Consider the following 26,416-nt stretch of genomic DNA (forward strand, 5'->3'; position numbering starts at 1 on the left):
GAATAGAACTAGTCAATACCTTGGTACGTCTGCGCGTCGGCGCACCTGGTGCTTGGCTGGATTCCATGACCGACACGGAGGCGGCGGCGCGCCGCGACCAGGCGGTGCGGGCGGCCGTGGAGCAGGGGCTCGTCGGCCCGGACACCCCGCTCGCCGCGCTCCTCGACGTCACCGGCATCCGGGCCGCCGCAGCCGCGCTGACCTCGGCCTTCGCGGCCGTGACCGAGGCGCCCGTGCTGCACGCCTTCGCCGTCAAGGCGTGCCCGCTGGTGCCCGTGCTGCGCCTGCTCGCGTCCGAGGGGCTGGGCGCGGAGGTCGCCAGCCCCGGCGAGCTGGCGCTGGCCCGCGCCGCCGGGATCGGCCCCGGCCGCACGGTCCTGGACTCCCCCGCCAAGACCCCCGCCGAGCTGCGCGAGGCGCTCGCGCTCGGCATCGCCGTCAACGCCGACAACCCCCAGGAGCTGGCCCGTCTCGACGCGCTCGTCGCCTCCGCCGCGACCGCGTCGCCGCTCGGCCTGCGGGTCAACCCGCAGCTGGGCGCGGGGTCCATCGGCGCGCTCTCGACGGCGACGGCGACCTCGAAGTTCGGGGTGGCGCTGCGGGACGAGGGGGCGCGGGAGTGGGTCGTGCGGGCGTACGCGGACCGCCCCTGGCTCACCCGGCTGCACACCCACACGGGCTCCCAGGGGGTGCCGCTGGGGCTGATGGCCGAGGGGGTGCGGGCCGCGTACGAGCTGGCCGAGGAGGTCAACGCGCGCGTGGGCCGCCGGCAGATCGACACGGTCGACCTCGGCGGCGGGCTGCCGGTGAACTTCGCCTCGGACGAGGACCGACCCACGTACGCGGAGTACGCGCGGCTGCTGCGCACCGAGGTCCCCGGGCTCTTCGACGGCTCGTACGCGCTGGTGACCGAGTTCGGCCGCTCGCTGCTCGCCAGGCACGGGACGGTGCTGGCGCGGGTGGAGTACGCGAAGACGTCCGGGGGGCGGGCCATCGCGGTCACCCACGCGGGCGTCCAGATCGCGGCCCGTACGGTGTACGCGCCCGCGTCCTGGCCGCTGCGGATCGCCGCGTACGGCCCGAAGGGCCGCCCCAAGTCCGGTCCGCCCGTCGTCCAGGACGTGGCCGGCCCGGCCTGCTTCGCGGGGGACCTGCTGGCCGAGGCCCGGTTGCTGCCGCGTCTGGAGCAGGGGGACTACGCGGCGGTGCTGGACACCGGGGCGTACTACTTCGCCCACCACTACGCGTACAACAGCCTCGCCAGACCGGGCGTCTACGGCTTCACGGCGTCCCCGTCGGGCGTCCGCTTCGCGGTGGTCCGGGAGCCGCAGTCGGTGGCGGCCATAGTGGCAGAATCCGGCGGCCCGACCCCGGACGCCCTGCTCTAGCCCACGCCCGGACTTCACGCCCGGACTTCACCTGCGGGCCGGTGGCTGGCTGGCCGCGCAGTTCCCCGCGCCCCTTAGGTAGTCCGCCGCAGCCGGAAACGCAGCTCAGCCACAGGCCTTCAGGGGCGCGGGGAACTGCGCGACCAGCCCCCACCGGCCCGCAGGCGAAGTCCGGGCACAAAAGGGGCGCGGGGAACTGCGCGAGCAACCACCCACCGGCCCGCAGACGAAGACCGGGCACAGACGGCCGCGGTGACCATCGCACCATTCGCTCGTTTTGCTGAACGTGGCCCCGCCCCAGGACATCCTCAGCCGCCCCACCCCCATCGGCATCGAGCAGGCCGAAGCCGCTCTCGTGGAGCACTATCCCCGGCTGACCCGGCTCGCCTATCTCGTGCTGCCGCCCTCGCTCGGGCGCAACCGGCGGGTGCTGACCGCGCACGCGCTGGTGCAGCGGTCGCTGCCCCGGGGACGCGGGGGCGCACAGGCGGCGATCCCGGCGCCCCGGCGCGGGGACCCGGGGTACGGGTTCGTACGGCGGCAGGTCGTGCGGCAGGCGCTGGAGGCCGGGCTGCCGCTGAGGCGGCGGGCCTGGCCCAAGCGGGCGCAGCTGCCGCCGGTACTGCCGCAGGTGTGGGGGCTGCGGGTGTTCCCCCGCTCCGGCGGAGCCGATGAACTCGCCCTGGACCAGCGGCTCTCCGCCCTCGGCGGACCCGCGAGGGCCGCCTTCGTGCTGCGCGGCCTGGACCGGCTGAGCGACGCCGAGGTGCGCAAGGAGCTCGACGCCGTGGGGGTCGAGGACCCCGGCGCCGCCGTCGAGGAGGCGGGGGACCCCGGCGCCGCCGCCGCGCTCCTGGAGGCCGCCGAGTTCGACCCCTGCTCCCTCCAGGCCCGGCCCACCGACCTGATGCGCCGCCGCCAGCACCTGCGCGCGGCCCTCGTCGCCGCCGCCGCGCTCGCGGTCTGCGGCACGCTCCTCGGGCTCCCGGGCGACGGCTGGGGCCCCGACGGGGCGGCCGCGCCGCCGTACGCCCGCAACCCCGCCGCCGAGGCCGCCCTCGACCCGGCGCGGGTCGTCCGGGTGGACGCCGCCGTCTGGCGGACCTCGGCCCGTACCGACTACTCCGTCTGGCCCGCCCGCGGCTCCCTGACCGGGGACAGCGCGCTGCTGCGGCGCGCGCTCGCCGTCTGGGCGCGGCCGGGCCGCTCCGTACAGGTCTCGGCGACGCCGGGGACGCCCTCGGGCCCGCCGATGGGCGCGCCCCAACTGCTGTACGCGGGCAAGGTCGACCGCGCCTCGGTGGTGCTCTTCTACGACGGGCTGCGGGTCGCCCGGTACGCGGAGCCGCTGGACGGCACCTCCGGCGCGGCGCTCGACTTCGCGCGCGTGGACGGCGCGGACGCCGCGTCCGCCGGGGCGCTCGTCGTCGGCCGCACCGACGGCAACGTCCGCTATCTGACCGCCCCCTGGGTCCGCGAGGCGGCCGTACGGGACCTGCTCGACCCGGCCGCCGCGCCCCGCCCGCTGACCCGCGACCGGGACGGTGTGACCGCCCCGCTGGTCTCGCCCGCGCAGGCCCGCGACTGCACCTCCTGGGACGTCCTCCAGCTGCGCGAGGACCGCGACAACACAGCCGGGCGGCTGCTCACCGACCTCGGGGAGCTCGCGCCGGCGCGGCTCACCTGGGGGCCGCCGGACGCCCCCAGGGATGTCACCGGCACCGCCGCCCGCGAGGCCTGGGCCCGTACCGCGTGCCTGCTCCCCACGGTCCGCTCGCACGGCGTCCGGGCGGTGAACGCCTGGCAGTACGCCAGGCAGCAGCTGCCCGAGGGCAACGGCACGGCCGCCTGGCTCTGCACCCGGGCCGACACCTGGTCCGGCACGGACAGCCGGGTCCTGGCCCAGTTCCAGGCCCCGGGCGCCGGGAAGGCCACGGCGGGCGCGGTGGCCGCGCGCGCCGAGAACAGCGCCGCCTGCGGCACGCACGAGCCGCGCGTGCTCGCCGGGGTGCTGTGGAAGTCCCGGGGCGGGCACTGGTACGTGCTGGCGGCCGGCAGCGAGAACCTGGCCAGGGTGGCCGTCTCCGGCGGTGTGGACGCGTCCGAGCACGGCCATCTGCTCGCCGTGCGCACCCAGGAGGGGGCCCACGCACAGCTGGTCGGCCGCCTCGCGGACGGCACCCAGGTCGCCGCCCTGCGCTGAGCCCGAGGGGCCCGGGTGACCGGATCCGTACGAACAACTCCTCGCACAACCCTGTTGCCAGGCGCTTACCCGTCAGTACATTGACGCCATGTCTAATACGCCGCAGCCCGCTCCGGTGGTCTCGGAGCACATAGAGCTCAAGGCCCGGAACGTCTCGTTCGCGTGGGAGAAGACCCCACTCCACTGGATCCCGGGCGACCCGTTCACCGGGCACACCATCAACGTGCTGCACCTGCTGCTCCCGGCGGGCGAGCGCTGGTTCGTGCATGTGTACAAGCAGGTGCTGCCGTACATCCACGACGAGCGGCTGCGCGAGGACGTCATCGGGTTCATCGGCCAGGAGGCCACCCACTCGGCGGCCCACGACGACGTGCTCCCCCACCTCAAGGCGCTCGGCCTCGACCCCACCCCGTACACCGCGCAGGTCGACTGGCTCTTCGAGAAGCTCCTCGGCGACCGGACGCTGCCGCCCGGGCGGGCGCGCGAGTGGTGGCTGATGGAGCGGGTGGCCACGATCGCGGCCATCGAGCACTACACGGCGTTCCTGGGCGACTGGATCCTCAACGCCGACTCCCTGGACAAGCGCGGCGCGGACGCGGTGATGCTGGACCTGCTGCGCTGGCACGGCGCCGAGGAGGTCGAGCACCGGTCGGTCGCCTTCGACCTGTTCATGCACGTGGACGGCAGCTACCGGCGCCGGGCCAGGACCTGGGCGACCGCCTTCACCGCGCTGCTCTTCCTCTGGCAGCGCGGCGCCCGGTTCTTCATGGAGAACGACCCCTCGCTCCTCGACGGCAAGGCGACCATCCGCGACTTCCTGCGCGCCGGACGCCAGGGCACGCTGCCCACCACCGGCGCGATGGCGCGCTCGATCCCGCGCTATCTCAGCCGTACGTACCACCCCTCGCAGGAGGGCTCGACCGCGCAGGCCGTGGCCTATCTGGCCGGCTCGCCCGGCGCCAACGGAGGCCGCTGACATGCCGCGTACGAGGTCCCTGGTCCTGGCCGCGGGGGCCGCGCTGCTGGTGCGGCGGGCGGTACGGCGCCGGATCGCCGCGTCCCCGCTGTGGCCGATGCCCGCACTGGAGACGCCCATTTCGGGGCAGGGCGGGCGGCGGGCGCCCTCCGGCACCTGCACATGGGGGTGCGCGGCCCGGGTCGCCTCGGCCGGGACGCGGCGCTGGGCGAGATGAGCCACCTCGGCGGCGTACGCCCGGGACAGCCGGCCCACTTCGGCGCGGGCGCCGTCCCCCTGGGAGCGCAGCTCGGCGATCTCCTCCCGCTGCCGGGCCGCCCGGCGCCGGGAGCTCAGCAGCCCGCCCCCGAGCACGAACGCGGACAGGGTCCCGGCCGCCAGGCCTCCGGCGGCCAGGTCCGGTATCTCAATCATCTGATGGGCCTTCGGGGGAGATCGGGAGAAGGGCATGTGGACGACCGCCCCGGAAGGCGAACGTGGCCAGTACACACTGTCATTGACCGGTCCCGCACTGTTTTACACGAAGATCCTTTCGAACCTGAACGCGGGAGTCCGATTCTTTACGAAACGTCAGCGTGTCGACAGGGGCGGGGCGCTAGGGATTGTTGAAGAAGTTGCGGACCCAGTAGCGCCGTCGGCGCCCCTGGCCGCCGTACTCCTCGTCGTCGTTGTCGTCCGGGTGGTGCAGCACCGTCCAGCTCACCGCCGAGACCGCCGGTTCCAACGACAGCCTGCTCACCGCCGATTCGAGGAGGCTGTCGTCACGGCGCTCGGTGGTCAGCTCGGCGGTCACCGTCACCTTGCCCGGGGCGTCCGCATCCTGGCTGTGCACCGAGCGCAGCCGGAAACCCGGCCGGGTCAGGGCCTGGACGGAGAGGATGCGCACATGTGCCTCCTCGGGCTCGGTGCACACCACCTCGAACAGGTAGTCGGTGCCGACCTCGACCCCGCCGTGCGGCTCGCGGTCCATGCGCCGCCCCAGCGGCCGCAGCAGCAGATTGGCGCCGACCACCCCGGCGGTGCCGAGCGCGGCCACGCCGTAGAGCCCCGCCCCGGAGAGCGCGCCGACCGCCGCCGAACACCACAGGGTGGCGGCCGTGTTCAGGCCACGCACGCTCAGGCCGTCCCGCATGATGACACCGGCGCCCAGGAAGCCGATGCCGGAGACGATCTGTGCGGCCACCCGGGAGCCGTCGTAGCCGCTGGTGCTGGTGGCGTCCACGAAGCCGTAGGTCGAGAGCAGTACGAAGAGCGCGGACCCGGCGGCCACCAGCGCGTTGGTCCGCAGCCCGGCCATCCGGGCCCGCCACTGGCGCTCCAGGCCGATGATCCCGCCATAGCCCAGGCCCGCCCCGATGTTGGCGGCCGTGTGCCACTCGTTGAGCATGTTCCGTACTCCTCGCCGTCTGCGTCCCCCCTCCTATCGGCCACCGGCTCCCCGGTGTTGAACCGGATCCGCGGACGGGCCCCGTTCGGCCCTCGCTAGGCTGGACGGACGCCGCCGCACCGCACCGCACCGCACGGAGGAGTCTTGGAGATCCGGACCGCACAGGAGCAGGCCTGGGCGAACAAGCTTGAGAAGGGGTTCAACGTCACCGACGTGCCCCTGGAGTTCGGTCTGCTCACCGCCGAGGTGGGCGAGGCGTTCACGGCCTGGCGCAAGCGGCTCCCGGACTTCGGCGAGGAGCTGGCCGACGTCTTCCTCTATCTGGCGGCGCTGGCCGAGATGAACGGTGTGGACCTCGACGACGAGGTCGCCCGCAAACTGGCGAAGAACCGCCGCCGCGCCTACGTACGCGACGAGCGCGGCGTCCTGGTCCGGGTCACCGAGGGCTGAGCCCTCGCGTGTGGGCCGCCGCCCAGGCCGCGAGTTCGGCGCGGGCGGCGCCCAGCAGCCCGTCGGACGGGTCGGTGGCCCCATCGGTGACCAGCGCGAAGTGGACGGCGCCCGGGTCGGGTGCGGTGAGCAGCAGACGACGGCTCCCGGTGCCGCCGGGCTCGGGCGCGACGGCGACCGGGGTGTGCGCGGTGTAGTCGGGCGGGCGTGCGACGGCGCCGAGGTCGGAGACGACGGTGGTGGTGGCGAACGAGGCGGGCAGATGCAGCTCGGTGGGCGCGGCCACGCCGTTCGAGCGCCACAGGAGCAGGCCGTAGCGGCCGCCGCCGACGAGCTGGGCCACCTGCGGGAGCGCGGCCGGGACGGGGTTCCAGGTCAGGGTGGTGGAGCCGTCGCGGGAGCGGTCCTCGTAGGTGAAGGCGAGGACGCGGCCCGCCGTGGCGCCGGGGTAGAGGCGGTCGAGCAGCCGGGCGTCCTGGCGCAGCGCCGGGGCGCCGGAGTCGTCCTGGCGCACCGCCGAGAGGTCCTCGTCGTTCCAGGCGTCACCGGAGGTCAGGACCTTGCCGGGGTTGCCGTTCATGAGCTCGTGGTGACGGCCGCTGTACAGGTCCCACTGCCACTGGGTGCCCGACAGGACGGGTCCGGACGCGAGCGGGCCGGACCACCAAGTGGCTCCCGGAAGACGGGAGTCCAGCCCCTGGTACATCGCCTTGAGGACACTCGGTGCCTTGTCGGAGACGGTTCCGCCGAGCGGATGGCCGAACTCGCTGACGACCGACGCGGTGCTCGCGGCGGCGGCCCGGTCGCGCACGGCGCCGAGGTCGCGTGCGTACTGGCCGTCGCCCGCCTTGCCCCACATGAAGACGCCGGAGATCGCCTTCTGGTCGTAGAAGTGGGTGTTGAGGACATAGCGCGGCCCGAGGGCGCCCGCGTCGAGCAGTCCGCCCTCCTGCCGCTGGAAGTCGAGGTTGGCGTTCCAGAAGAGGTTGGGCTCGACATGGGCGGGCTTGGCCTGCCAGCCCGCCGCGTCCATCCGGGCCCGGAAGCGTGTGTAGAACGGCCAGAGCACGTCCCGCTCCCAGGCGCGGCTGGTCTGCCCGGGCTCGAAGGTGCCCGCGTGCGGTTCGTTGTACGGGTCGAATCCGGCGACGGCCGCGAACTCCTCGGCGGTGAGGTGTTCGGCGAGGTAGGCCAGGGTCGTTCCGGCCGTGGTGAGGAAGGCGTCCTGGATGCCGCGCGCGTTGTGCCAGAAGTCGTACGCCGCGCGCTTCACCGCCTCGTTCTGGGTGATGTTCTGGCCCCAGAACAGACAGATCCCGCAGGACTCGCGCGGATAGCCGCCGCCCGCGACGGCCCAGGCGGGGGCGCCGTCGCCGGTGTACCAGCTGCCGCTGTCGAAGAGGTACCGGGAGAAGAGATCCTGGTGGAAGTCGGGCAGCACCCGGATCCCGGCGTCCAGGAACGCCCGCATCTGCTCGGTGACGGCCGCGAGATAGCCGGTGTCCACCTGGCCGCGTACGGGTTCGGCGGCCGCCCAGGAGAGCAGGAACCGCACGGTGTTGGCGCCGCCGAGGGTGCGTACGGCGGTCGCGGAGGCGCGGGCGTCGGCGACCGAGGCGAACGGCAGCCCGCCGTGCTCGGCCAGCTTGGTCTCGCCGGAGACGTTGTAGCCGCGCAGCACCGCCTCGCGGCCGAGCCCGTCGACGAGGCGCCCGTCCTCGACGGTGAGCGCGGACGCGGCGGCGCCGTCGAACCACTGGGCGCCGGGGAGCCCCTCGGCGGCCGAGGGCGGGGTGCCGCCCGCCCCGAGGAGCGCGGCGAACAGGACGAGGACACCGAGCGGACGCGCCCACGACTTTGGCATGCCCATTACCATCGCGGCGGGCCGGAGCACAGTCAACACTCCGGCCCGCCGCCGCCCGCTAGCGGCCGGTGAACACGGCGACCGTCCGCCCCGGGACGGTGAACGTGCCCGAACCCGCCTCGTACGAGGCCGACTTCACCGTGGCGTCACCGCCCGCCGCCTGGACCGGGTGCAGGGCGTACCCGTGGCCCGCCAGGTCGGCGACCCGCTGGGTCTGCCGGTCCGGGGTCGCGTTGAAGACGACGACCAGAGCACCGAGCCGCATGGTGATCACACCCGGCGTCTCGCCCTTTCCGGAGAGCGGGAAGGAGAGCGCGGACTGCACCTCGGCCGAGGTGGCCAGACGGAACGCCGGGTCGCTCGTACGGATCTTCAGCAGGTCCCGGTAGGCGGCCGAGGCCGCGGTGATCTCGGGACAACCGACGGTGAGCGAGGGGGCAGTCAACAGGGGCTTCGTGTACGACCACTTGGACTCGTTGTCGGCCGCCGGCGGCAGCCCCCGCCCGAAGCCGTTGCCGTCCTGGCAGTCCCAGTGGATCGCGTTGAACCAGTCGCCGCTGTCGAAGGAGTTGCGGTCCAGCGACTTGGAGCGCAGCAGATCCGTACCGGCCTGGGAGAGCGCCGGGCCCTGCGACAGCGTGGCGGTCGCCAGCGCCAGTACCTGCATCCGGGCCCGCTCGGCCGCCGGGGTGGAGCGCGGCAGCTTGAAGGCGAGCGCGTCGTACAGCGACTCGTTGTCGTGCGCGTCGGTGTACGCGAGCGCGTCGCCCGGAGCCGCCGCGTACCCGGCCGGGGCGCCGTTGTAGTCGACGTCCGCGCCCTTGACCGTACGGCCGGAGGTGTCGGTGAAGGTGTACCCGGCCAGGTTGCCGGAGAGGCCGACCTTGATCAGGTCCTGGTAGTGCAGCAGCCGGGCCCGCTGCTCGCCCGGGGTGCCGTTGGCGGCCGAGGAGTTGGGGTCGGTGTAGAGGCCGGAGGCGAAGCCCTGGACGCCGGGGTCCTCGTCGAAGGGGCCGCCGCCGCGCACCGCGTCACGGGCCCGGTCCGAGAAGGTCGCGATCCCGGTGCCCGACATGTTCTTCTGGGTCGCCTGGACGAACCGGGCGTCGTCGGCGACCTCGCCGAAGTTCCAGCCCTCCCCGTACAGGACGATCTTCTTGCCGTCGACGCCGTCCCTGGCGGGCGTCAGCGCGTCGAGCGCCTTGCGGACCGCGAGGATGTTGGCCCTGGGGTGGTGGCCCATCAGGTCGAAGCGGAAGCCGTCGACCTTGTACTGCCTGGCCCAGGTCACCACCGAGTCCACGACGAGCTTGCCCATCATGGCGTTCTCCGGCGCGGTGTTGGCGCAGCAGGTGGAGGTGGCCACCGTGCCGTCGCCGAGGAGGCGCTGGTAGTAGCCGGGCACGATCTTGTCGAGGACCGACTTGTCGGCCTGGCCGCTCGCCACGGTGTGGTTGTAGACGACGTCCATCACCGTGCGCAGCCCGGCGCCGTTGAGGCCCTGGACCATCTGCCGGAACTCGACCGTGCGCCGGGTCCCCTCGGGGTCGCTCGCGTAGGAGCCCTCGGGCACGGTGTAGTGCAGCGGGTCGTACCCCCAGTTGTAGGCGTCCTTGGCGGCGCTCTTCGCCACGCACGCCTGCTGCTCGGGCGAGTCGGGCGCGTACACCTTGAGGTCACAGGCCGGGACGGCCTGGTCGGACTTCTTCTCGGGGATCGTGCCGATGTCGAACGCCGGGAGGAGGTGGACGTAGGAGGTCCCGGAGCGGGCCAGCTCCCTGAGGTGCTTCATACCGGCCGAGCCGGTGTCCGTGAACGCCAGGTACTGGCCCGGGTGGCGGGACGTGCGGTCCGCGACCGAGAAGTCGCGGATGTGCAGCTCCTGGATCTGCGCGGCGCTCAGCGGCACGGCGGCGGGCTTGCGCAGGTCCGCCCAGCCCCTGGGGGCGAGCTTCGGGTCGGCGAGGTCGACGACGAGGCTGCGGGCCGAGTCGGTGGTCAGGGCGGTGGAGTACGGGTCGGTGACCAGGTTGGTGACGACCTTCTGGACGCTGGGCGCCCACACCGTCACGGCGAACCGGTACGGCTTGCCCGACCAGCTCCCGGGCCCCGTCACCGACCAGACACCGGTCGCGTCGTCGCGGCGCATCGCGATGCTGCGGCCGTCGAGTTCGAGGGCGACGCGCCGGGCGGTCGGGGCCCAGAGCGAGAGGGTCGGGCGCCCGCCGGTGAAGACCGGGCCGAGCGCCGCCTTGGTGGCCCGTGCTCCGTACAGGTCGTCGAGGACGCCCTGGGTCTGGACGCCGGTGGCGGCGAGCAGGGCGCCGTTGGCGAGGCGCTGGGTGGCGACGAGCTGCCCGGTGAGGGCCTGGCCGACGCGGGCGCGGTCGCGCGGGTCGACGGTGAACGCCGCGTACTTCCCGAGGTGCGGGAACCTGGCCTTCTGCGCGTCGGTGAGACCGCCCGGCACCGGGGTGAGCCGCAGCCAGTGGCCCTCGCCGGTGAGGGCGCCGTCCTTGACGGCGAGTCCGCCGCCCGGCGCGTACACCAGCTGATGGCTCGCGGCCGTGCCGCCCGTGTCCCAGGCGACGGTGTCGCGGTCGATCCACTGCGCCCGCGACTTCGACAGGTCGAGGTCGGCGGCGGAGCCGGACGTCATGGGCAGAAGGTACTTCTCGACCCCGCCGAGCAGCCACACCTCGTGCGAGTACACCGAGAAGTCGAGCGAGCGGTCGGAGCCGTACTCCTTGGTGTCGCCCTTGTGGAGGATGTAGCTCAGGCTGGACGCACCCTCCTTCAGCGGCACCTCGAAGACCGCGCCGAAGGCGTCGGTCCGCACCGGCGGAAGCGGGCTCGACCAGTCGGTGGGGCTCGCGGCGCCCGTCCAGGTGTGGATGCCCCAGCCGCTGTGGTCGCCGTCGGCGCGCTGGTAGTGGATGACGGCCTTGCCGGTGTCCTGCGGCGGGTAGGTGCCGGCGGGCGGCGCGGTGAGGACCGCGTCCTTGCCCTGCTCGACCCAGATCTCCCCGGTCCGGCCGACGTCGATGGTGCGGTCGCCCGAGACGTCCTTGTTGCCGTCCTTGTCGATGACCAGGAACCCGACGCTGGAGGCGCCCGGCTTCAGCTTCACGTGGGCGAAGGCGCCGTAGGCGTCGCGGCCGGTGAAGGCGTGGCCCGCGGGCCAGGTGGTGGACTCGCCGTCGGCGAGGTCGCCCCAGGCGTAGAGCCTCCAGTCGGTGTAGTCGCCCGCCGGGCGCTTGTAGTGGACCACGGCGTAGTCGCGCCGGGTTGCGGTGGGCACCGGGTCGGGGGCGGGAGCGCCACTGGTGGTCCCGGCACTCGCGCTCGCGGTGCGCCCGGCCGAGTCCACCACAACGGCCTTGTAGCGCACGGGCGTTCCGGACGCGAGGGTCGCGGGCAGATGCTGGACGACCTTGTACGGGGCGTGGTCGGAGGAGCCGAGGACCCGCCACTTGTCGGTGCCGGTCTGGGCGGCGAAGACCACCCGGTTCAATTGGCCGCCGGCCACGTCGGCCGCGATCTCGACGTCACCGGTGGCACCGGCCGCCGGGGCCTTGAGGGTGAGCGAGGGCCGCGCGGCGGGGGCGCCCAGGGGCTTCGCCGCCTTGTAGACGACGGCGGAGAGGGCGGGCACCCGCACCGAGACTCGGCGGTCGGCGGTGCTGGTGAGCGTGCCGGAGGCGCCGTAGATCCCGGTGTAGGCGGCGCTCGCGGAGCCGGTCGCGAACTCGGCGCTCTTCTCCTCGGTCGCGTTGTTGACCGCGACGACGTACTCGGTCCCGGCCCTGGCGTCGGTGCGGGAGAAGGCGTAGACGCCCTTGCCCTGCGCCGCGTACCGCTCGGTCTGCACCCCGTCGGCGAGCGCCGGGTTCTGCCTGCGGAGCTTGGAGAGAGCGGCGATCGCCTTGTAGAGAGGGTGCTCCGGATCGAAAGCACTGCTCTCGTGCGTACGGGTCGTACCGATCTGCGGGTCGTCGAGATAGTCGGCGACCTTGGACGGGAACATCGTCTGCCGGGCGTCCTTGTCGCCTCCCGAGCCGGTGAAGCCCTGCTCGTCGCCGTAGTAGACGACGGGGTTGCCCCGGCTGAGGAACATCAGCTCGTGGGCGAGTCTGTCGCGCCGCAGCAGCTCGGCCGCGTCGGCCTTCGGGTTGTCCTGGACCAGGAAGCCGCCGATCCGGCCCATGTCGTGGTTGCCGAGGAAGGTCACCTGCTCATAGGCGTTGGCCTTGTCGGTGGTGTAGCGGTAGTCCTGGCCGAGTGCCCCGGCCAGGTCGCCCGCCGAACCGCCCTGCGACACATAGCCGCGCATCGCCTGCTGGTAGGGGAAGTCCAGGGTCGCGTCCAGCCTGCCCCGGGTGACGTACGGGGAGGTCACCGACGGGTCGGCGGAGTACACCTCGCCGTAGATGAAGAAGTCCTTGCGCCCGTGCCTGGCCGCGTAGGCGTCCAGGGCCGTCGCCCACTGCGTCCAGAAGTCCATGTCGACGTGCTTGACGGTGTCGACGCGGAAGCCGTCCACGTCGAAGTCCTCGACCCACTTCTCGTAGATCTTCTCCATGCCCCGGACGACCTCGGGCCGCTCGGTCCACAGGTCGTCGAGCCCCGAGAAGTCCCCGTACTCCGCGCTCTCCCCGGCGAAGGTCGAGTCGCCCCGGTTGTGGTACAGCGTGGGGTCGTTGAGCCACGCCGGGACCTTGGCGTCCTTCTCGGCGACGGGCACGGTCGGCGTGTACGGGAAGGAGCCGGGGCCGACGGCGGGGAAGCCCTTGCCGCCGGCCGCGTAGGCGCTGTCGTCGAACGGCACGCCGTCCTTCGTCAGATACGGGAAGGCGCCCTTGGAGAGGTACTGGGCGCTCTGCTCCTTGTGGCCGATGACGTCGGCGGTGTGGTTGGTGATGACGTCGAAGAAGACCTTCATGCCCTTGGCGTGGGCCTTGTCGATCAGCCGTGCCAGGTCGGCGTTGGTGCCGAAGTGCGGGTCGACCTGGGTGAAGTCGGTGATCCAGTAGCCGTGGTACCCGGCGCTCTGGTTTACGCCGGTGCCCTGGACCGGCTTGTTCTTGAAGATCGGCGCCAGCCAGATCGCGGTGCTGCCGAGCCCCTTGATGTAGTCCAGCTTCCGCGTCAGGCCCTTGAGGTCGCCGCCCTGGTAGAAGCCCTTGTCGGCCGGGTCGTAGCCGGTCACCGAGCGGCCGCCGGTCAGACCGCCCCGGTTGTTGGCGCTGTCACCGTCCGCGAACCGGTCCGGCAGGACGAAGTAGGGCTGCTCCCGGGTGAGTTCGTGCCGGGCCGGCTCGGCGGCGAGCCGGGCGTCGGACGGCGGGGCCGGGGGCACTGTGGGCGCCGGTTGCGCCGCGGGCGCGGCCGACGCCAGCAGCGCGAGGGCCACGGCGGCGGTGACGGCGGTTCGGCGCGGAGAGCCGATCACGGGACGTACTCCTTCTACGGGGGGACTACGGGGTGCGGGGCACGGAGAGCGTCGTCGCCGAACGGGCCGTCCCCGCCGAGGGCGTGGCGCTGCTGCGGCTCGAATCGCCGCAGGGCACACCGCTGCCCGAGTGGCGGCCGGGCGCCCATCTCGACCTGGTGCTGCCGTCCGGGCTGATCCGCCAGTACTCGCTCTGCGGCGACCCCGCCGACCGCGCCACCTACACCGTCGCCACCCGGCTGATCGAGGACGGGCGGGGCGGCTCGCGCGAAGTGCACGAGCAGCTGCGGGAGGGCGCCGAACTGGTCGTGCGCGGCCCGCGCAACCGCTTCCCGCTGACCGAGGCGCCGTCGTACGCGTTCGTCGTCGGCGGCATCGGCATCACCCCGGTCCTGCCCATGCTGAGGGCGGTGGAGGCGGCGGGCGCCGAGTGGCGGCTGCTGTACGGCGGGCGCTCGCGCGCCACCATGCCGTTCCTGGACGAGATCGAGAAGCTGGGGGCCCGGGGCTCGCGGGTCACCGCGGTGCCCGAGGACGAGGCCGGACTGCCGGACGTGGCCGCCTTCCTGGCCGGTACGGACGAGGGCGCGGCGGTCTACTGCTGCGGGCCCGAGCCGCTGATGGACGCGGTGGCGGCGGCCCTGCCCGAGGGCCGCACCCTGCACCTGGAGCGGTTCACTCCCGGCGCGAGCACCGCACAGCTCGGCACCTTCGAGGTCGAACTGCGCCGCACGGGGCGCACGCTCACGGTCCCGGCGGGCCGCTCCGTGCTCGCCACGGTCCGCGAGGAGCTGCCGAACCTCTCGTACTCGTGCGAGCAGGGCTTCTGCGGAACCTGCCAACAGCAGGTCCTGGAAGGGGCGGTCGACCACCAGGACGAGCTGCTCACGGACGCGGAGCGGCAGGACTCGATGCTGATCTGCGTATCGCGCTGCCTCGGACGGAAACTCGTGCTCGACCTGTAGGTACCCTGTTCGCATGACGACCGGGGTGCGGCGCCGGATGGGCGTCGAGGAGCGCAGGCGGCAGCTGATCGGGGTCGCGCTGGAGCTGTTCAGCCACCGCTCCCCCGACGACGTCTCCATCGACGAGATAGCGGCGGCGGCCGGCATATCGCGGCCGCTCGTCTACCACTACTTCCCCGGCAAGCAGAGCCTGTACGAGGCGGCGCTGCGGATGGCCGCGGACGAGCTGGCGGGCCGGTTCGTGGAGCCGCGCGAAGGGCCGCTGGGGGCCCGGCTGCTGCGGGTGATGGGCCGCTTCTTCGACTTCGTCGAGGGCCACGGGCCGGGCTTCGCCGCGCTGATGCGGGGCGGGCCCGCCGCCTCGGCGGTCGGCTCGACCAACGCCAACGCGATGATCGACGAGGTGCGGCACGCGGCGTACCTCCAGATCCTCGCCCACCTCGGGGTCCAGGACCCGCCCGCACGGCTGGAGTTGGTGGTGCGCTCCTGGGTCTCGCTCGCCGAGTCGACGGCCCTGATCTGGCTGGACGGGCGCCGGATCCCGCGCGCCGAGCTGGAGTTGCAGCTGGTCCACGACTTCGCCGCGCTGGCGGCGGTGAGCGCGGCGTACGACGCGGAGATGGCGGCGGTGGTGCTGCGGATCGTCGCGGACGAGCCGGAGGACGGGCCGTTCGGGGACCTGCTCGCCCGGCTGACGACCCTGGGCGCTTAGAGCCTGTTTCCGAACCCCCGTCGTCCGCCCGGAGGGCGGGCGCACCGGGCGTCGGGGCGCAGGCGGGGGTTCGGAAACAGGCTCTAAGGGGCGCGGGGAACCGCGCGGCCGGCCGCAGACGACCCGCGGACGATTGAGCGCCCCACCCACCCGTACCGTGATCACCATGACGACATCCCTCACCTTCCGCCGGGCCTCGCAAGAGGACGTCCCCACCCTGGTGGCCCTCTACGACCGCGCCGCCCGCTGGATGCAATCCACCGGCATCGACCAGTGGCAGCCCGGCGAGAAGGACCCGGCGCACTTCCGGCTGCGGATGGAGGAGGGCGAGGTCTGGCTCGCGCTCACTGAGGACGGCCGCGCGGCCGGGGCGTACGAGCTGTGGTGGCGGGACGAGCCCGCCTGGGGTGTGCGGCCGCCGGAGGCGGGCTATGTGCACCGGCTGATGACCGACCGCGCACTGGCGCCCGCCGGAACCGGCCGGGCCCTGCTCGCCCACGCCGAGCAGCGCATCGCGGCCGCCGGGCGCCCGCTCTCCCGCCTCGACTTCAAGGCCTCCAGCCCCGGCCTGCGCTCCTACTACGAGCGGGCCGGGTACGCGGTGGCCGGGGAGCAGCCCTTCAAGGAGGGCGGGAGCGGCAGCAACTACGCGGTCGTGCTGATGGAGAAGAAGCTCGGCTGAGCCGCGAGGGGGAGGACCGCCTCAGACGAGGCCGGTGAGCCGCAGGGCCAGCAGGGCCACGTCGTCCTCGCGGCTGCCGAACGCGCCGAGCAGCGTGTCGCACAGGGCGCCCGTGCCGCGTGCGGCGCTCGCGGCCGCGATCTGGCGCAGCCGCTCCATGGACAGCGCGAGGTCGGTGCCACGGGTCTCGATGAGACCGTCCGTCACCATCAACAGGACGTCTCCGGAGGCGAGTCGGCAGGTGTACGGGTCCGGGTGGTCGAGGCCGAGCCCGAGCAGCGGGCCGTGCACGTCGAGGTAGTCGGTCTCGCCCCGGCGCGGGATCACCAGCGGCGGTATGTGGCCCGCGTTGGCGATCCTGGCGCGGCCGAGGAGCGGGTCGATGAGGGCGAGGCAGAGGGTGGCGGTGGCTTCCGGGTGGTAGAGCTGGAGCATCCGGTCGAGGCGGCGGACCAGCACGGACGGGTCGCGCTCGTCGGTCGCGTACGCCCTCAGCGCGTGGCGCAGTTCGACCATGACGGTGGCCGCGTCGAGCGAGTGGCCGACGACGTCGCCGACCCCGACCAGGAGGCCGTCGGGGGTGGGCAGCGCGGTGTAGAAGTCGCCGCCGATCTCGGCGCGGGTGGAGGCGGGCACATAGCGCACGGCGACGTCGGCGCCGGGCAGCCGGGGCTGGTGCTGGGGCAGGAAGCTGCGCTGGAGGGTGAGCGCGATGTGCCGCTCCTCGGCGGTGCTGCGCAGTGACTCGGCGGCCAGCGCGGTGGCCTCGGCGAGATGGACGAGCAGCGCGCGGGCGTCCTGGCCCTGGGCCGCGTGGACGGGGGTGACCAGGCAGACCGGCGGCTGGTCGGCGCGGCTGCGGGCCAGCATCAGCCGGGCGTCGCCGTCCTCGTCGCCGGTCGGCAGCACCCCGGAGGGCCACAGCGGCGCGGGCGCGATCCGCGACCGTACGCCGGTGCAGCCCGCCATGGCCCGCTGGAGCAGCGGGGCCACCGCCGCGGTGGTGCCGGCGGGTTCGTGGCGCGGCGGGCCGCCCGCGTACAGCGTGCCGTCGGCGCCGAAGACATAGGCGGCGGCCCGGCAGCGGATCAGGGCGGTGGTCGCGGCGGCGGCCGTGTCGGCGAGCCCCTGGGGGCAACTCGCCCCGTACAGCGCGGTGGTGGCGGTGGCGAGGCGGGCCAGCCGGCCCGCGCGGGCGTCGGCGTCGTGGCGGAAGCGGGCGCCGCGCAGGGCGGCCCGGACGACGGCCTGGATCTCCTCGGGCTCGACGGGGACGGCGAGGTAGGCCTCGGCGCCCGCGTCCAGGCCCCGGGTGCGGTCGCGCGGGGTGGTGGCCGCGGCCGAGAAGTGCACCACGGGCATGGGGGCGATCTCGGGGTGCGCCTTGATGCGGCGGCAAAGCTCGAACCCGTCCATGTCAGGCAGGCCCACGTCGACCAGGGCCGCGTCGGGCAGCAGGCCGTTCCTGACCCGGGAGTCGAGCTCGACCAGGGCCGCGGACGCGGTGGCCAGCGGCACCACCCGGTGGCCCGCGCGCCGCAGCACCGCGCCCATGGCGTAGCGGTTGGCGTCGATGTCGTCGACGACCAGCACGGTGGTGTCGTGGGACGGGTTCACGGCGAATCCCTCGTGAGGCCGTCGGCCCCGGTAAGGGCGTGGTGCGGACTGGGCGGCGGGTACGTCCTCACCGTAGCGCGCGGGCCGTCCGCACGGGTCCCAGGTCAACTGCCCTGTGCGAAATCACCCTTGAGGGCGTAGCTGAGCCCCTGGTCGAGCCCGGCGCGCGCCCCCCGGCGGAAGGCTCCTTCGTACGCCTGGTCGCCGACGGAGGCCCTGGCCCGGCGCTCGCACTCCTCACGGACGGCGGTGAGCCGGGGGGCGCCCATCTGGGCCTTGCCGACGGTACGCCAGTACTCCTGCCCGATGCCGAGGACCAGGGCGCCCTCCGCTCCGTCACCCCGGGCGGCGAGCGCGCAGGCGAGCAGGTCGAGGCCGATGGCGATGCCGAAGCTGTCGTGCAGCAGCCGCTTGCCGGTGAGCATGGCGCGTACGTGCTCGGCAGCCTCGGTGGCCCGGCCGAGCGCCAGCGCGGCGACGGCGAGCATGTAGTCGGCGTACGCCCGCATCCAGCGCTCGCCCCGGCTCGCGCACTGGTCGCGCAGCCAGGTCGCCTCGGCGGCGGCCTCGCGGTAGCGGCCGAGGTTGGTGAGGGCGTAGATCCGGGCGAGCGCGCACAGGGCGAGGCCGGGCGAGAAGTCGTCCTCGGCCGCGTCGATGGCGGGGGTGCACACGTCGAGGGCGCCCTCGGCGTCGCCGGGCATCAGGATGGCGCCGCCGAGCAGATAGGCGGCGCGCAGCCGGGACTCGGGGTCCGCGGCGCGCGCGACGCACCGCCGGCCCTGGCGCAGCGCGGTCTCCATGTCGCCCTGGAGGAAGGCGGTCATGCCCAGCGTCCACTCGGCGCGGTCGCGGCGGGGGCCCGGCTCGGGGTCGAGGGCGAGGGCGCGCTCCAGATAGGCGCGGCCCTCGCGCAGATGCCCGCAGCAGAACCAGAAGAACCAGAGCGAGGAGGCCATGTCGAGGGCCGCGTCGAGGTCGTGGGCGAGCAGATGCTCCAGGGCGGTGCGCAGATCGCCCTGTTCGGCGTCCAGCCGCTCGTACCACTCGACCTGGTCCGGGCCCATCCAGTCGGCCTCGGCGGCGCGGGCCAGACGGCGGAAGCGCTCGGCGTGGCGCCGGGCCACGGCCTCCTCCTCGCCGAGCTCGCCGAGCCACTGGCGGCCGTACTCGCGGATGGTGTCGAGCATCCGGTAGCCGGGCCGGCCGCAGTGCGTCCTGGCCCGGACGACGGACTTGGCGGTCAGGCCCGTGAGCGCGGGCCCGACGGCCTCGGGGGCGAGCGGGCCGCCCGCGGCGACGTCCTGGGCGGCTTCGAGGTCGAAGCCGCCGGCGAACACCGAGAGCCGGGCCCACAGCAGCCGTTCCAGCGGGGCGCACAGCTCGTGGCTCCAGCCGATGGTGGTGCGCATGGTCTGGTGGCGGGGCAGCCGGGCGGCCCGGGGGTCGGCGAGGACCTCGAAGCGGGAGTCGAGCCGTTCGGCGAGCTGCTCGACGCTCCACAGCCGCAGCCGGGCGCCGGCGAGTTCGATGGCGAGCGGGATGCCGTCGAGTCTGCGGCAGACGGCGGCGGCGGCCTCGGCGCGGGCCGGGGTGTCGAAGGACTTCAGCGACAGGTGCGGTACGGCGTCGACGGCGCGCTGTTTGAAGAGGGTGAGCGCGGCACCCTCGGGTGGCAGCGGGCCGAGCGAGAAGACACGTTCCTCCGGGCGGCCCAGGGACTGCCGGCTGGTGGCCAGGACGGTGAGCCCCGGCGAGGTCTGGAGCAGTTCCCCGATGAGGTGGCCGCAGGCGGAGACCAGGTGTTCGCAGGTGTCCAGGACCAGGAGCAGCCGTTTGTCGCCGAGCCAGCCGCACAGCGCCTCGGCGGCGGTGCGGGTGGTCTGGTCGGTGACGCCCAGGTGGTCGGCGACGGTGGCGGCGAGCAGGTCGGCGTCGCACAGCGGGGACAGCTCGACCCACCACACCCCGTCGGGACAGAAGGCGTGGCGCTCGCGGGCGCCGCGCAGGGCGAGCCGGGACTTGCCCACGCCGCCCGGGCCGGTGACCGTGACGAGCCGGTGGCCCCGCAACAGGCCGTCCAGGGTGGCCAGTTCCACCGACCGGCCCACGAAGCTCGTGGTCTCCGCTGGAAGATTCCCCAACACGGGCACAGTCTGGACCAGAGAATGACCTGGTCCAGACGCGATCGCACGGTTCAACCGGAAACAGTCACAATGAGGCCAGGAGCGATCAGAACAGCGTCATTATCGGTCGTACGGGGAACACCGATGGACGTCGGCCCGTCACACCCGTACGCGCGCGGTGGACCCCCGTACCACCAGCTCCGGCTGGAACACGAACTCCGTGCGCTGCACCGGGTTCCCCCGGATCTCTTCGAGCAGCGCGCCCACCGCGGCCGTCGCCATCGCCCGCACGGGCTGGCGGACGGTGGTCAGCGGCGGGTCGGTGAACGCGATCAGCCGCGAGTCGTCGAAGCCCACCACCGACACCTGGGCGGGCACCGCGAGCCCGCGCTCGCGCGCCGCGCGGACCGCCCCGAGCGCCATCATGTCGCTGGCGCACACCACCCCCGTACAGCCCTGGTCGAGCAGCGTGCCCGCGGCCACCTGGCCGCCCTCGACGCTGAAGAGGGTGTGCCCGATGTACGCGGCGGCCTCCTCGGCGCGCAGCCCGAACCGCTCCCCCAGCGCGGCCGCGAAGCCCTCGGCCTTGCGCCGCGAGGGCACATACCGCAGCGGCCCGGCCGCCAGGCCGATACGGGTGTGGCCGAGGTCGGCGAGATGGCCCACCGCCATCGCCATCGCCGCGTGGTCGTCGGGCGAGACGAAGGGGGCGCGGATACGTTCGTTGTACCCGTTGACCAGCACGAACGGCACCCCGCGCTCGGTGAGCGCGAGATACCGGGCGGGGTCGGCGGCGGTGTCGGCGTGCAGTCCCGACAGGAACACGATGCCGTTGACCCCGCGCTCCTCCAGCTGCTCGACCAGCTCGTCCTCGGTCGCCCCGCCGGGCAGCTGGGTGCAGAGCACCGGGGTGTACCCGTGCCCGGCGAGCACCTGCTCCACGGCCTGGGCGAAGGCCGGGAAGATGGGGTTGGTCAGCTCCGGGGTGACCAGACCGACGAGTCCGGCGCTGCGGTGGCGCAGCTGGGCGGGCCGCTCCCAGCCGAGGACGTCCAGGGCCGCGAGCACCCGCTGCCGGGTCGCGTCGGCGACGCCCGGACGCCCGTTGAGCACCCGGCTGACGGTGGCCTCGCTGACGGCCGCCTGGGCGGCGATGTCGGCGAGGCGCGGCCCGGACTCGGTCACACCGCCCACCACACGGTGGTGTCGGCGTCGAGCACGAACTCCTCGTCCGCCACGGCGACTTCACCGTTTCCGCTGGAGAGCAGGACCTTCCCGGCGGCGGGCGCGGGCAGCCGCACCGGCTCGCCGGTGAGGTTGACGGTGCAGACGAACCCCTCGCGGGCGAAGGAGAGGACACCCTCGGGGGCGTCCAGCCAGAGGACCTCCTCGCCCGAGCCGAGGCCGGGCTGCTCGCGGCGGGCGGCGAGCGCGGCGCGGTAGAGCTCCAGGGTGGAGCCCGGGTCGCCGGTCTGCGCCTCGACGGAGAGCGCGCCCCACTCGGCGGGCTGCGGCAGCCAACTGCCGCCGCTGCCGAACCCGTACGAGGACCCGTCCTCGGTCCACGGGATCGGCACCCGGCAACCGTCGCGGAAGCCGTCCTGGCCCTCGGCGCGGAAGAAGGACGGGTCCTGGCGGACCTCGTCGGGCAGGTCGGTGACGTCCGGGAGGCCCAGCTCCTCGCCCTGGTAGAGGTAGGCGGAGCCGGGCAGCGCCAGCATCAGCAGGGTCGCGGCGCGCGCCCGGCGCAGCCCGAGCCCGCGGTCGCCCGGGGTGCGCAGCTGGGTGCCGAGGCCGGGCGGGTTGGCGAACCGGGTGGCGTGCCGGGTCACGTCGTGGTTGGAGAGCACCCAGGTCGCGGGCGCACCGACCGGGCGCATCGCGGCGAGCGACACGTCGATGACCTCGCGCAGCGCGGCGGCGTCCCAAGGGGCGCCCAGATACTGGAAGTTGAAGGCCTGGTGGAGCTCGTCGGGGCGTACGTAGTGGGCCGTGCGCTCCACGGTCGGCGTCCACGCCTCGGCGACGGCGATGCGCTCGCCGGGGTACTCGTCGAGGATGAGGCGCCAGGAGCGGTAGATCTCATGGACGCCGTCCTGGTCGAAGAACGGCATGACATCGTTGCCCAGCAGCTTGAGCTGGTCGCTGCCGCCGATGTCGGGCAGCCCGGCGGCCTTGACAAGACCGTGGGCGACGTCGACGCGGAAGCCGTCGACGCCCATGTCGAGCCAGAACCGCAGGATCGAGCGGAACTCGTCGGCGACGGCGGGGTGCTCCCAGTTGAAGTCGGGCTGCTCCGGGGCGAAGAGGTGGAGGTACCACTCGCCGTCCGGGGTACGGGTCCAGGCGGGTCCGCCGAAGATGGACTCCCAGTCGTTGGGCGGCAGTTCGCCGTCCTGGCCGCGCCCGGGCCGGAAGTGGTACCGGGCCCGCAGTGCCGACCCCGGCCCCTCCCTCAACGCCCGCTTGAACCACTCGTGCTGGTCCGACGAGTGGTTGGGGACGAGGTCGACGATGATGCGCAGCCCGAGGTCGTGGGCGTCCCGGATCAGGGCGTCGGCGTCGTGCAGGGTGCCGAACATCGGGTCGATGGCGCGGTAGTCGGCGACGTCGTAGCCGGCGTCGGCCTGCGGGGAGGCGTAGAAGGGGGAGAGCCAGACGGCGTCGACGCCGAGGTCGCGGAGGTACGGGAGCTTCTGGCGTACGCCGTCGAGGTCCCCCATCCCGTCGCCGTTGGCATCGGCGAAGCTGCGCGGATAGACCTGGTAGATCACGGCGTCCTGCCACCAGCCGGTGCGGGTGGGTGTGGTGGCGGCGGGGGTGGGCCTGTGGACCCGGGACGGGGTGCTGCGGCTGCCGTGCGCGACGGCCGCGGCGCCCTGCTCGGTGGCGGCGGTCCCGGCCCCGGCGGACCTGCCGCGCCCTGCCCCCGTACCGCTGAAGCCGCAGGCCCCCAGGCCCGTACCGCTGGCGCAGGCACCGCTGACCGGCCGTCAGTAGGCCGTGGAGCTCTGGCTAAGATCCACGGCGAACGCAACGGACGAAACACAACGGGGTGACTGCACCACATGTCCGAGACACTGACCGCCGCGTCCGCCGAAGCCACGACGGACCCCGACGGCCACCACGGCCGGCACCGGGGCGGCGCCGCGGCGACCGAGGAGCCGACCAACGAGGCCCACGGCCGCCACCGGCGGAACGACGGCGACGGCGGCCACCACCACGGCTGACGTCGGCGAAGAAGCGCGAAGGGCCCGGGATCCACAGATCCCGGGCCCTTTCCCGTCCGTCCGGACGCTCAGCCGCGCTTGAGGCCGAGCACCTCCGCCGCCGCGAAGGTCTCGTTCGCGGGGCGCTCGGCGTAGTACGGCGAGAGCAGCTCGTCCAGTTCCCCGTACGTGAAGGCCTCCTTGGCCGCGTCGAACTTGGCGGCCACCTTCGGGCGCTCCACGATCGCGACCATCCCGCCGTGCACCACCATCAGCTGGCCGTTGACCCGGGCGGCCGCGGGGGACGCCAGATAGCCGACGAGCGGCGCCACGTGCTCGGGCGCCAGCGGGTCGAGCTGCCCCTCGCCGGGCTCCTCGAAGCCCGCGAAGACGTCCTCCGTCATCCGGGTGCGGGCGCGGGGGCAGATGGCGTTGGCGGTGACCCCGTACTTGGCGAGCGCCAGGGCCGTGGAGGTGGTCAGGCCCACGATCCCGCCCTTGGCTGCCGCGTAGTTGGGCTGGCCCGCCGAGCCCGCGAGGAACGCCTCCGAGGAGGTGTTGACGATCCGGCCGTAGACCGCGCCGCCCGCCGCCTTGGAGCGCCCGCGCCAGTGCGCGGCGGCGAAGTGGGTGGTGTTGAAGTGGCCCTTGAGGTGGACGTGGATCACCGCGTCCCACTCGGCCTCGGTCATCGAGAAGATCATCCGGTCCCGCAGGATGCCCGCGTTGTTGACCAGGATGTCCAGTTTGCCGAACTCCTCGACCGCCGACCGGACGAGTTCCCGGGCCTGTTGGTGGTCGGCCACGTCGCCGGTGTGGGCGAGAGCCGTGCCGCCCGCCGCGCGGATCTCGGCGGCGACCTCCTCGGCGGGAGCGGCCGAGGCCTCGCCGGAGCCGTCCCGGCCCGGCTGCCCGAAGTCGTTGACGACCACGGACGCGCCGAGCCGGGCGAGTTCGAGGGCCTCGGCCCGGCCCAGGCCCCGTCCGGCGCCGGTGACGATCGCGCTGAGCCCTTCAAGTGGCAGTGCCATCGGTCGACCGCGTCCCTTCGGTTCAGAGGGTTCGGAAGGTTCAGAGGGTTCGGAAGGTTCGGAGGGTTGGGAGGGTTCAGAGGGTGATGCAGGTGCGCAGGGCCTCGCCCGTGCGCATCTGGTCGAGGGCGTCGTTGATCCCGGCGAGCGGCACCCGGTGGGTGATCAGGCCCTCCAGGTCGATCCGGCCCGCCCGCCACAGCGCGACGGCCCGCTCGTAGGAGCGCAGTACGTCGCCGCCGCCGTACAGCGAGGGCAGGATCCGCTTCTCGTCGAAGAACAGCTCGAACATGTTGAGCTGGAAGAAGTCGTCCATGGCGCCCGCGCCGACCACGCACAGGGTGCCGCCGCGCCGGGTCGCCCCGTAGGCGGTGCGGGCGGTGGCGGACTTGCCGACGACCTCGAAGACGTAGTCGAAGCCCTCGCCGCCGGTGATCCGCTGCTTGGCGTCGTCGAGCTCGCTGGGCGAGACGGCCTCGGTCGCACCGAAGGTGAGCGCGGCCTCGCGCCGGGAGGCCACCGGGTCGACGGCGACGATCTGCGCCGCGCCCTGCGCCCTGGCGCCCTGGATCGCGGAGATGCCGACCCCGCCGCAGCCGATGACGGCGACCGACGAACCGGCCTCCACCTTGGCGGTGTTGATGGCCGCGCCGAGCCCGGTGGTCACCCCGCACCCGATGAGCGCGGCGATCTCGTACGGCACGTCGTCGGGGATCGGGACCGCGCATCCGGCGGCGACCACGACCTCCTCCGCGAAGGTGCCGGTGCCCGCGAAGCCGAACACCTCGGCGCCGGGGCGCTTGAAGTTGGGGGTGCCCGCGTTCATGAACCCGGCCAGGCACAGATGGGTCTGGCCGCGCTTGCAGGAGGGGCAGACGCCGCACGCGGGCAGCCAGCACACCAGGACGCGGTCGCCCGGGGCGAGCGAGGTGACGCCGTCGCCGACGTCGAGGATCTCGCCCGCGCCCTCGTGGCCGGGGACGAAGGGGGCGGGCTGCGGAAGCACCCCGGTCATCGCGGAGATGTCGGAGTGGCAGAGCCCGGTCGCGCGGATCCGGATCCGCACCTTCCCGGGCCCGAAGCCCACCGCCTCGACGTCGTCGAGCACATCGAGCTTGTCCTGGCCGATCTCGTGCAGTACGGCTGCGCGCATGGTGCGGCTCCCCTCTGATGGGACTCCGATGAGGCGGTTCAGACGTGTTCGACGAGCGTGTCGGAGAGCACCGGCGCGTCGTCCCGCTCGACGGCCGTCACCGACACCTGGACGCGGCCCGGTGCGGCCCACATCCGGATGCGCAGGGTCTCGCCCGGGAAGACGACCCCGGTGAAGCGGGTGGTGTACGAGCGGACGCGGGCCACCTCGCCGCCGAGCAGCGTGTCGACGACGGCCTTCAGCGTCATTCCGTACGTGCAGAGCCCGTGCAGGATCGGCCGGTCGAAGCCGGCGAGCGCGGCGAACTCGGGGTCGGCGTGGAGCGGGTTCCAGTCGCCGGAGAGCCGGTAGAGCAGCGCCTGCTCCTCGCGCACCTCCCGCTCGACGGTGTGGTCGGGGGTCCGGTCGGGCTGCTCGGTACGGGCGGAGGGGCCGCGCTCACCGCCGAAGCCGCCCTCGCCGCGTACGAAGATCTGGGCGTCGCTGGTCCACAGCGGGCCCTCGTCGTCGGCGGCCTCGGTGCGCAGCACCAGGACGGCGGCCTTGCCCTTGTCGTAGACGGCGGCCACCCTGGAGGTGGAGACGGCCTTGCCGCGCACCGGGATCGGGCGGTGCAGGACGATGCCCTGGCCGCCGTGGAGCACGGCCGCGAGGTCGACCTCGATGCCGGGCGCGCCGAGTCCGCCGACCACGCCCATGCCGGCGCCCGCGACGGTGGCGAACGAGGGCAGCACGTGCAGCCTCGACTCCAGGGTGTAGCGCAGCTCGTCCGGGTCGGTCGCCGGGACGCCCGCGCCCAGTCCCAGGTGGTAGAGCTGGATGTCCTTGTGGTCCCAGACGATCTCGGTGGACCGGGGCTCGGCGGCGAGCGCCTTCGCGACGTCGATGGGCATACGGGGGCTGCTCCTTGGAGGTGGAAGACCTCGGCGCGGCCGTCCGCACCGTCGGCCGCACCGAGGCCGTGCGCGGCCGGCTCGGAGAGCCGGTTTTAGAACGCGTTCTAGGCTCGATGGGCCCTATGTATAACGCAGCGGCCCCCGATTGGGAACACTTCTGACGCGCCGTCAGCTAGCGCTGACGCCCGGGGTTCATCTGCGGGCCGGTGGGGGTGCCCGCGCCCCTTCCTGTGCCCGGGGTTGATCTGCGGGCCGGTGGAGGGTTGCTCGCGCCGTTCCCCGCGCCCCTTCCTGTGCCCGGGGTT

18 protein-coding genes and 2 pseudogenes are annotated in these 26,416 nt (G+C 73.6%); 10 read left to right on the forward strand and 10 right to left on the reverse strand.

Annotated elements, in window-relative coordinates; all coding sequences use genetic code 11:
* Positions 1-65: 65 nt before the first annotated feature.
* From A8W25_RS08715 to A8W25_RS08730, 4 genes and pseudogenes are all read left to right on the forward strand, one after another.
* Positions 66-1,388, forward strand: coding sequence for a diaminopimelate decarboxylase (locus tag A8W25_RS08715; protein WP_067158380.1), 1,323 nt, complete (start codon positions 66-68; stop codon positions 1,386-1,388).
* Positions 1,389-1,674: 286 nt separating this feature from the next.
* Entirely contained in the window at positions 1,675-3,591 is a 1,917-nt protein-coding gene (locus A8W25_RS08720) for a hypothetical protein (protein ID WP_420708425.1), read from the forward strand.
* Positions 3,592-3,679: 88 nt separating this feature from the next.
* Positions 3,680-4,567: a metal-dependent hydrolase gene (locus tag A8W25_RS08725; RefSeq protein WP_067158384.1), complete on the forward strand. Its 888-nt coding sequence runs from the start codon at positions 3,680-3,682 to the stop codon at positions 4,565-4,567.
* A 1-nt stretch (position 4,568) separates the two neighbouring features.
* A pseudogene (locus tag A8W25_RS08730) lies at positions 4,569-4,712 on the forward strand (oxidoreductase); the annotation flags it as partial.
* Positions 4,713-5,162: 450 nt separating this feature from the next.
* On the opposite strand, the gene A8W25_RS08735 reads toward A8W25_RS08730, so the two are convergent.
* A complete protein-coding gene (locus A8W25_RS08735) occupies positions 5,163-5,954 on the reverse strand; it encodes an MgtC/SapB family protein (protein WP_067158388.1) in 792 nt (263 codons plus the stop codon).
* Positions 5,955-6,098: 144 nt separating this feature from the next.
* Here A8W25_RS08735 and A8W25_RS08740 point away from each other — a divergent pair, with 144 nt between their 5' ends.
* Positions 6,099-6,404 (forward strand): MazG-like family protein, encoded by a 306-nt coding sequence (locus tag A8W25_RS08740; protein ID WP_067158390.1) that lies wholly within the window; start codon positions 6,099-6,101, stop codon positions 6,402-6,404.
* On the opposite strand, the gene A8W25_RS08745 is transcribed toward A8W25_RS08740, so the two are convergent.
* The gene (locus tag A8W25_RS08745) at positions 6,391-8,268 is read right to left on the reverse strand and encodes a cellulase family glycosylhydrolase (protein WP_079126024.1); all 1,878 of its coding nucleotides are present in this window, start codon (positions 8,266-8,268) and stop codon (positions 6,391-6,393) included. The genes A8W25_RS08740 and A8W25_RS08745 overlap by 14 nt on opposite strands.
* Positions 8,269-8,326: 58 nt before the next feature.
* Complete coding sequence (gene pulA / locus A8W25_RS08750) at positions 8,327-13,717, reverse strand: pullulanase-type alpha-1,6-glucosidase (RefSeq protein WP_067160835.1); 5,391 nt, start codon at positions 13,715-13,717, stop codon at positions 8,327-8,329.
* A 35-nt stretch (positions 13,718-13,752) separates the two neighbouring features.
* Here pulA and A8W25_RS08755 point away from each other — a divergent pair, with 35 nt between their 5' ends.
* The 3 genes from A8W25_RS08755 (at position 13,753) to A8W25_RS08765 (ending at position 16,079) form a co-directional block, all read left to right on the forward strand.
* Positions 13,753-14,685, forward strand: coding sequence for a PDR/VanB family oxidoreductase (locus tag A8W25_RS08755; protein WP_079125908.1), 933 nt, complete (start codon positions 13,753-13,755; stop codon positions 14,683-14,685).
* Positions 14,686-14,698: 13 nt separating this feature from the next.
* Positions 14,699-15,397 (forward strand): TetR/AcrR family transcriptional regulator, encoded by a 699-nt coding sequence (locus A8W25_RS08760; protein ID WP_067158394.1) that lies wholly within the window; start codon positions 14,699-14,701, stop codon positions 15,395-15,397.
* A 166-nt stretch (positions 15,398-15,563) separates the two neighbouring features.
* Positions 15,564-16,079 (forward strand): GNAT family N-acetyltransferase, encoded by a 516-nt coding sequence (locus A8W25_RS08765; RefSeq protein WP_067160838.1) that lies wholly within the window; start codon positions 15,564-15,566, stop codon positions 16,077-16,079.
* Positions 16,080-16,100: 21 nt separating this feature from the next.
* Here the strand turns inward: A8W25_RS08765 and A8W25_RS08770 are convergent, their stop codons facing one another.
* The 4 genes and pseudogenes from A8W25_RS08770 to A8W25_RS08785 form a co-directional block, all read right to left on the reverse strand.
* Complete coding sequence (locus A8W25_RS08770) at positions 16,101-17,696, reverse strand: fused response regulator/phosphatase (protein WP_067158396.1); 1,596 nt, start codon at positions 17,694-17,696, stop codon at positions 16,101-16,103.
* Between the two features lie 104 nt (positions 17,697-17,800).
* Entirely contained in the window at positions 17,801-19,843 is a 2,043-nt protein-coding gene (locus A8W25_RS08775; RefSeq protein ID WP_067160841.1) for an ATP-binding protein, read from the reverse strand.
* A gap of 138 nt (positions 19,844-19,981) precedes the next feature.
* Positions 19,982-21,019 (reverse strand): LacI family DNA-binding transcriptional regulator, encoded by a 1,038-nt coding sequence (locus tag A8W25_RS08780; protein WP_067158398.1) that lies wholly within the window; start codon positions 21,017-21,019, stop codon positions 19,982-19,984.
* Positions 21,004-22,620: pseudogene (locus A8W25_RS08785) on the reverse strand (glycoside hydrolase family 13 protein); the annotation flags it as partial. The gene A8W25_RS08780 and the pseudogene A8W25_RS08785, both read right to left, overlap by 16 nt.
* A gap of 1 nt (position 22,621) precedes the next feature.
* On the opposite strand from A8W25_RS08785, the gene A8W25_RS34770 reads away from it, so the two are divergent.
* Complete coding sequence (locus A8W25_RS34770; protein WP_067158402.1) at positions 22,622-22,822, forward strand: hypothetical protein; 201 nt, start codon at positions 22,622-22,624, stop codon at positions 22,820-22,822.
* A gap of 68 nt (positions 22,823-22,890) precedes the next feature.
* Positions 22,891-23,052 carry a hypothetical protein gene (locus A8W25_RS34315; RefSeq protein WP_199831703.1) on the forward strand — a complete coding sequence of 54 codons (162 nt, stop codon included), beginning with the start codon at positions 22,891-22,893 and terminating at the stop codon, positions 23,050-23,052.
* A 68-nt stretch (positions 23,053-23,120) separates the two neighbouring features.
* Here A8W25_RS34315 and A8W25_RS08795 read toward each other — a convergent pair whose 3' ends face one another.
* The 3 genes from A8W25_RS08795 to A8W25_RS08805 all read right to left on the reverse strand — a co-directional run bounded on the left by A8W25_RS08795 (position 23,121) and on the right by A8W25_RS08805 (position 26,108).
* Positions 23,121-24,062, reverse strand: a complete 942-nt coding sequence (locus A8W25_RS08795) for a 3-oxoacyl-ACP reductase (protein ID WP_067158404.1) — start codon at positions 24,060-24,062, stop codon at positions 23,121-23,123.
* A 76-nt stretch (positions 24,063-24,138) separates the two neighbouring features.
* Positions 24,139-25,215, reverse strand: coding sequence for a Zn-dependent alcohol dehydrogenase (locus A8W25_RS08800; RefSeq protein ID WP_067158406.1), 1,077 nt, complete (start codon positions 25,213-25,215; stop codon positions 24,139-24,141).
* 38 nt (positions 25,216-25,253) lie between these two features.
* The gene (locus A8W25_RS08805) at positions 25,254-26,108 is read right to left on the reverse strand and encodes a MaoC/PaaZ C-terminal domain-containing protein (RefSeq protein WP_067158407.1); all 855 of its coding nucleotides are present in this window, start codon (positions 26,106-26,108) and stop codon (positions 25,254-25,256) included.
* Positions 26,109-26,416 lie beyond the last annotated feature (308 nt).

Origin of the sequence: Streptomyces sp. ERV7 (genome assembly GCF_001653515.1) — a bacterium.
Lineage (GTDB): Bacteria > Actinomycetota > Actinomycetes > Streptomycetales > Streptomycetaceae > Streptomyces.

Excerpts from the sequence above, each read along its gene's own strand:
- A8W25_RS08805 (WP_067158407.1), bottom strand. The coding sequence starts at position 26,108 with ATGCCCATCGACGTCGCGAAGGCGCTCGCCGCCGAGCCCCGGTCCACC.
- A8W25_RS08800 (WP_067158406.1), bottom strand. The coding sequence starts at position 25,215 with ATGCGCGCAGCCGTACTGCACGAGATCGGCCAGGACAAGCTCGATGTG.
- A8W25_RS08760 (WP_067158394.1), top strand. The coding sequence starts at position 14,699 with ATGACGACCGGGGTGCGGCGCCGGATGGGCGTCGAGGAGCGCAGGCGG.
- A8W25_RS08795 (WP_067158404.1), bottom strand. The coding sequence starts at position 24,062 with ATGGCACTGCCACTTGAAGGGCTCAGCGCGATCGTCACCGGCGCCGGA.
- A8W25_RS08725 (WP_067158384.1), top strand. The coding sequence starts at position 3,680 with ATGTCTAATACGCCGCAGCCCGCTCCGGTGGTCTCGGAGCACATAGAG.
- A8W25_RS08765 (WP_067160838.1), top strand. The coding sequence starts at position 15,564 with ATGACGACATCCCTCACCTTCCGCCGGGCCTCGCAAGAGGACGTCCCC.
- A8W25_RS08715 (WP_067158380.1), top strand. The coding sequence starts at position 66 with ATGACCGACACGGAGGCGGCGGCGCGCCGCGACCAGGCGGTGCGGGCG.
- A8W25_RS08735 (WP_067158388.1), bottom strand. The coding sequence starts at position 5,954 with ATGCTCAACGAGTGGCACACGGCCGCCAACATCGGGGCGGGCCTGGGC.
- A8W25_RS08745 (WP_079126024.1), bottom strand. The coding sequence starts at position 8,268 with ATGCCAAAGTCGTGGGCGCGTCCGCTCGGTGTCCTCGTCCTGTTCGCC.
- A8W25_RS34315 (WP_199831703.1), top strand. The coding sequence starts at position 22,891 with ATGTCCGAGACACTGACCGCCGCGTCCGCCGAAGCCACGACGGACCCC.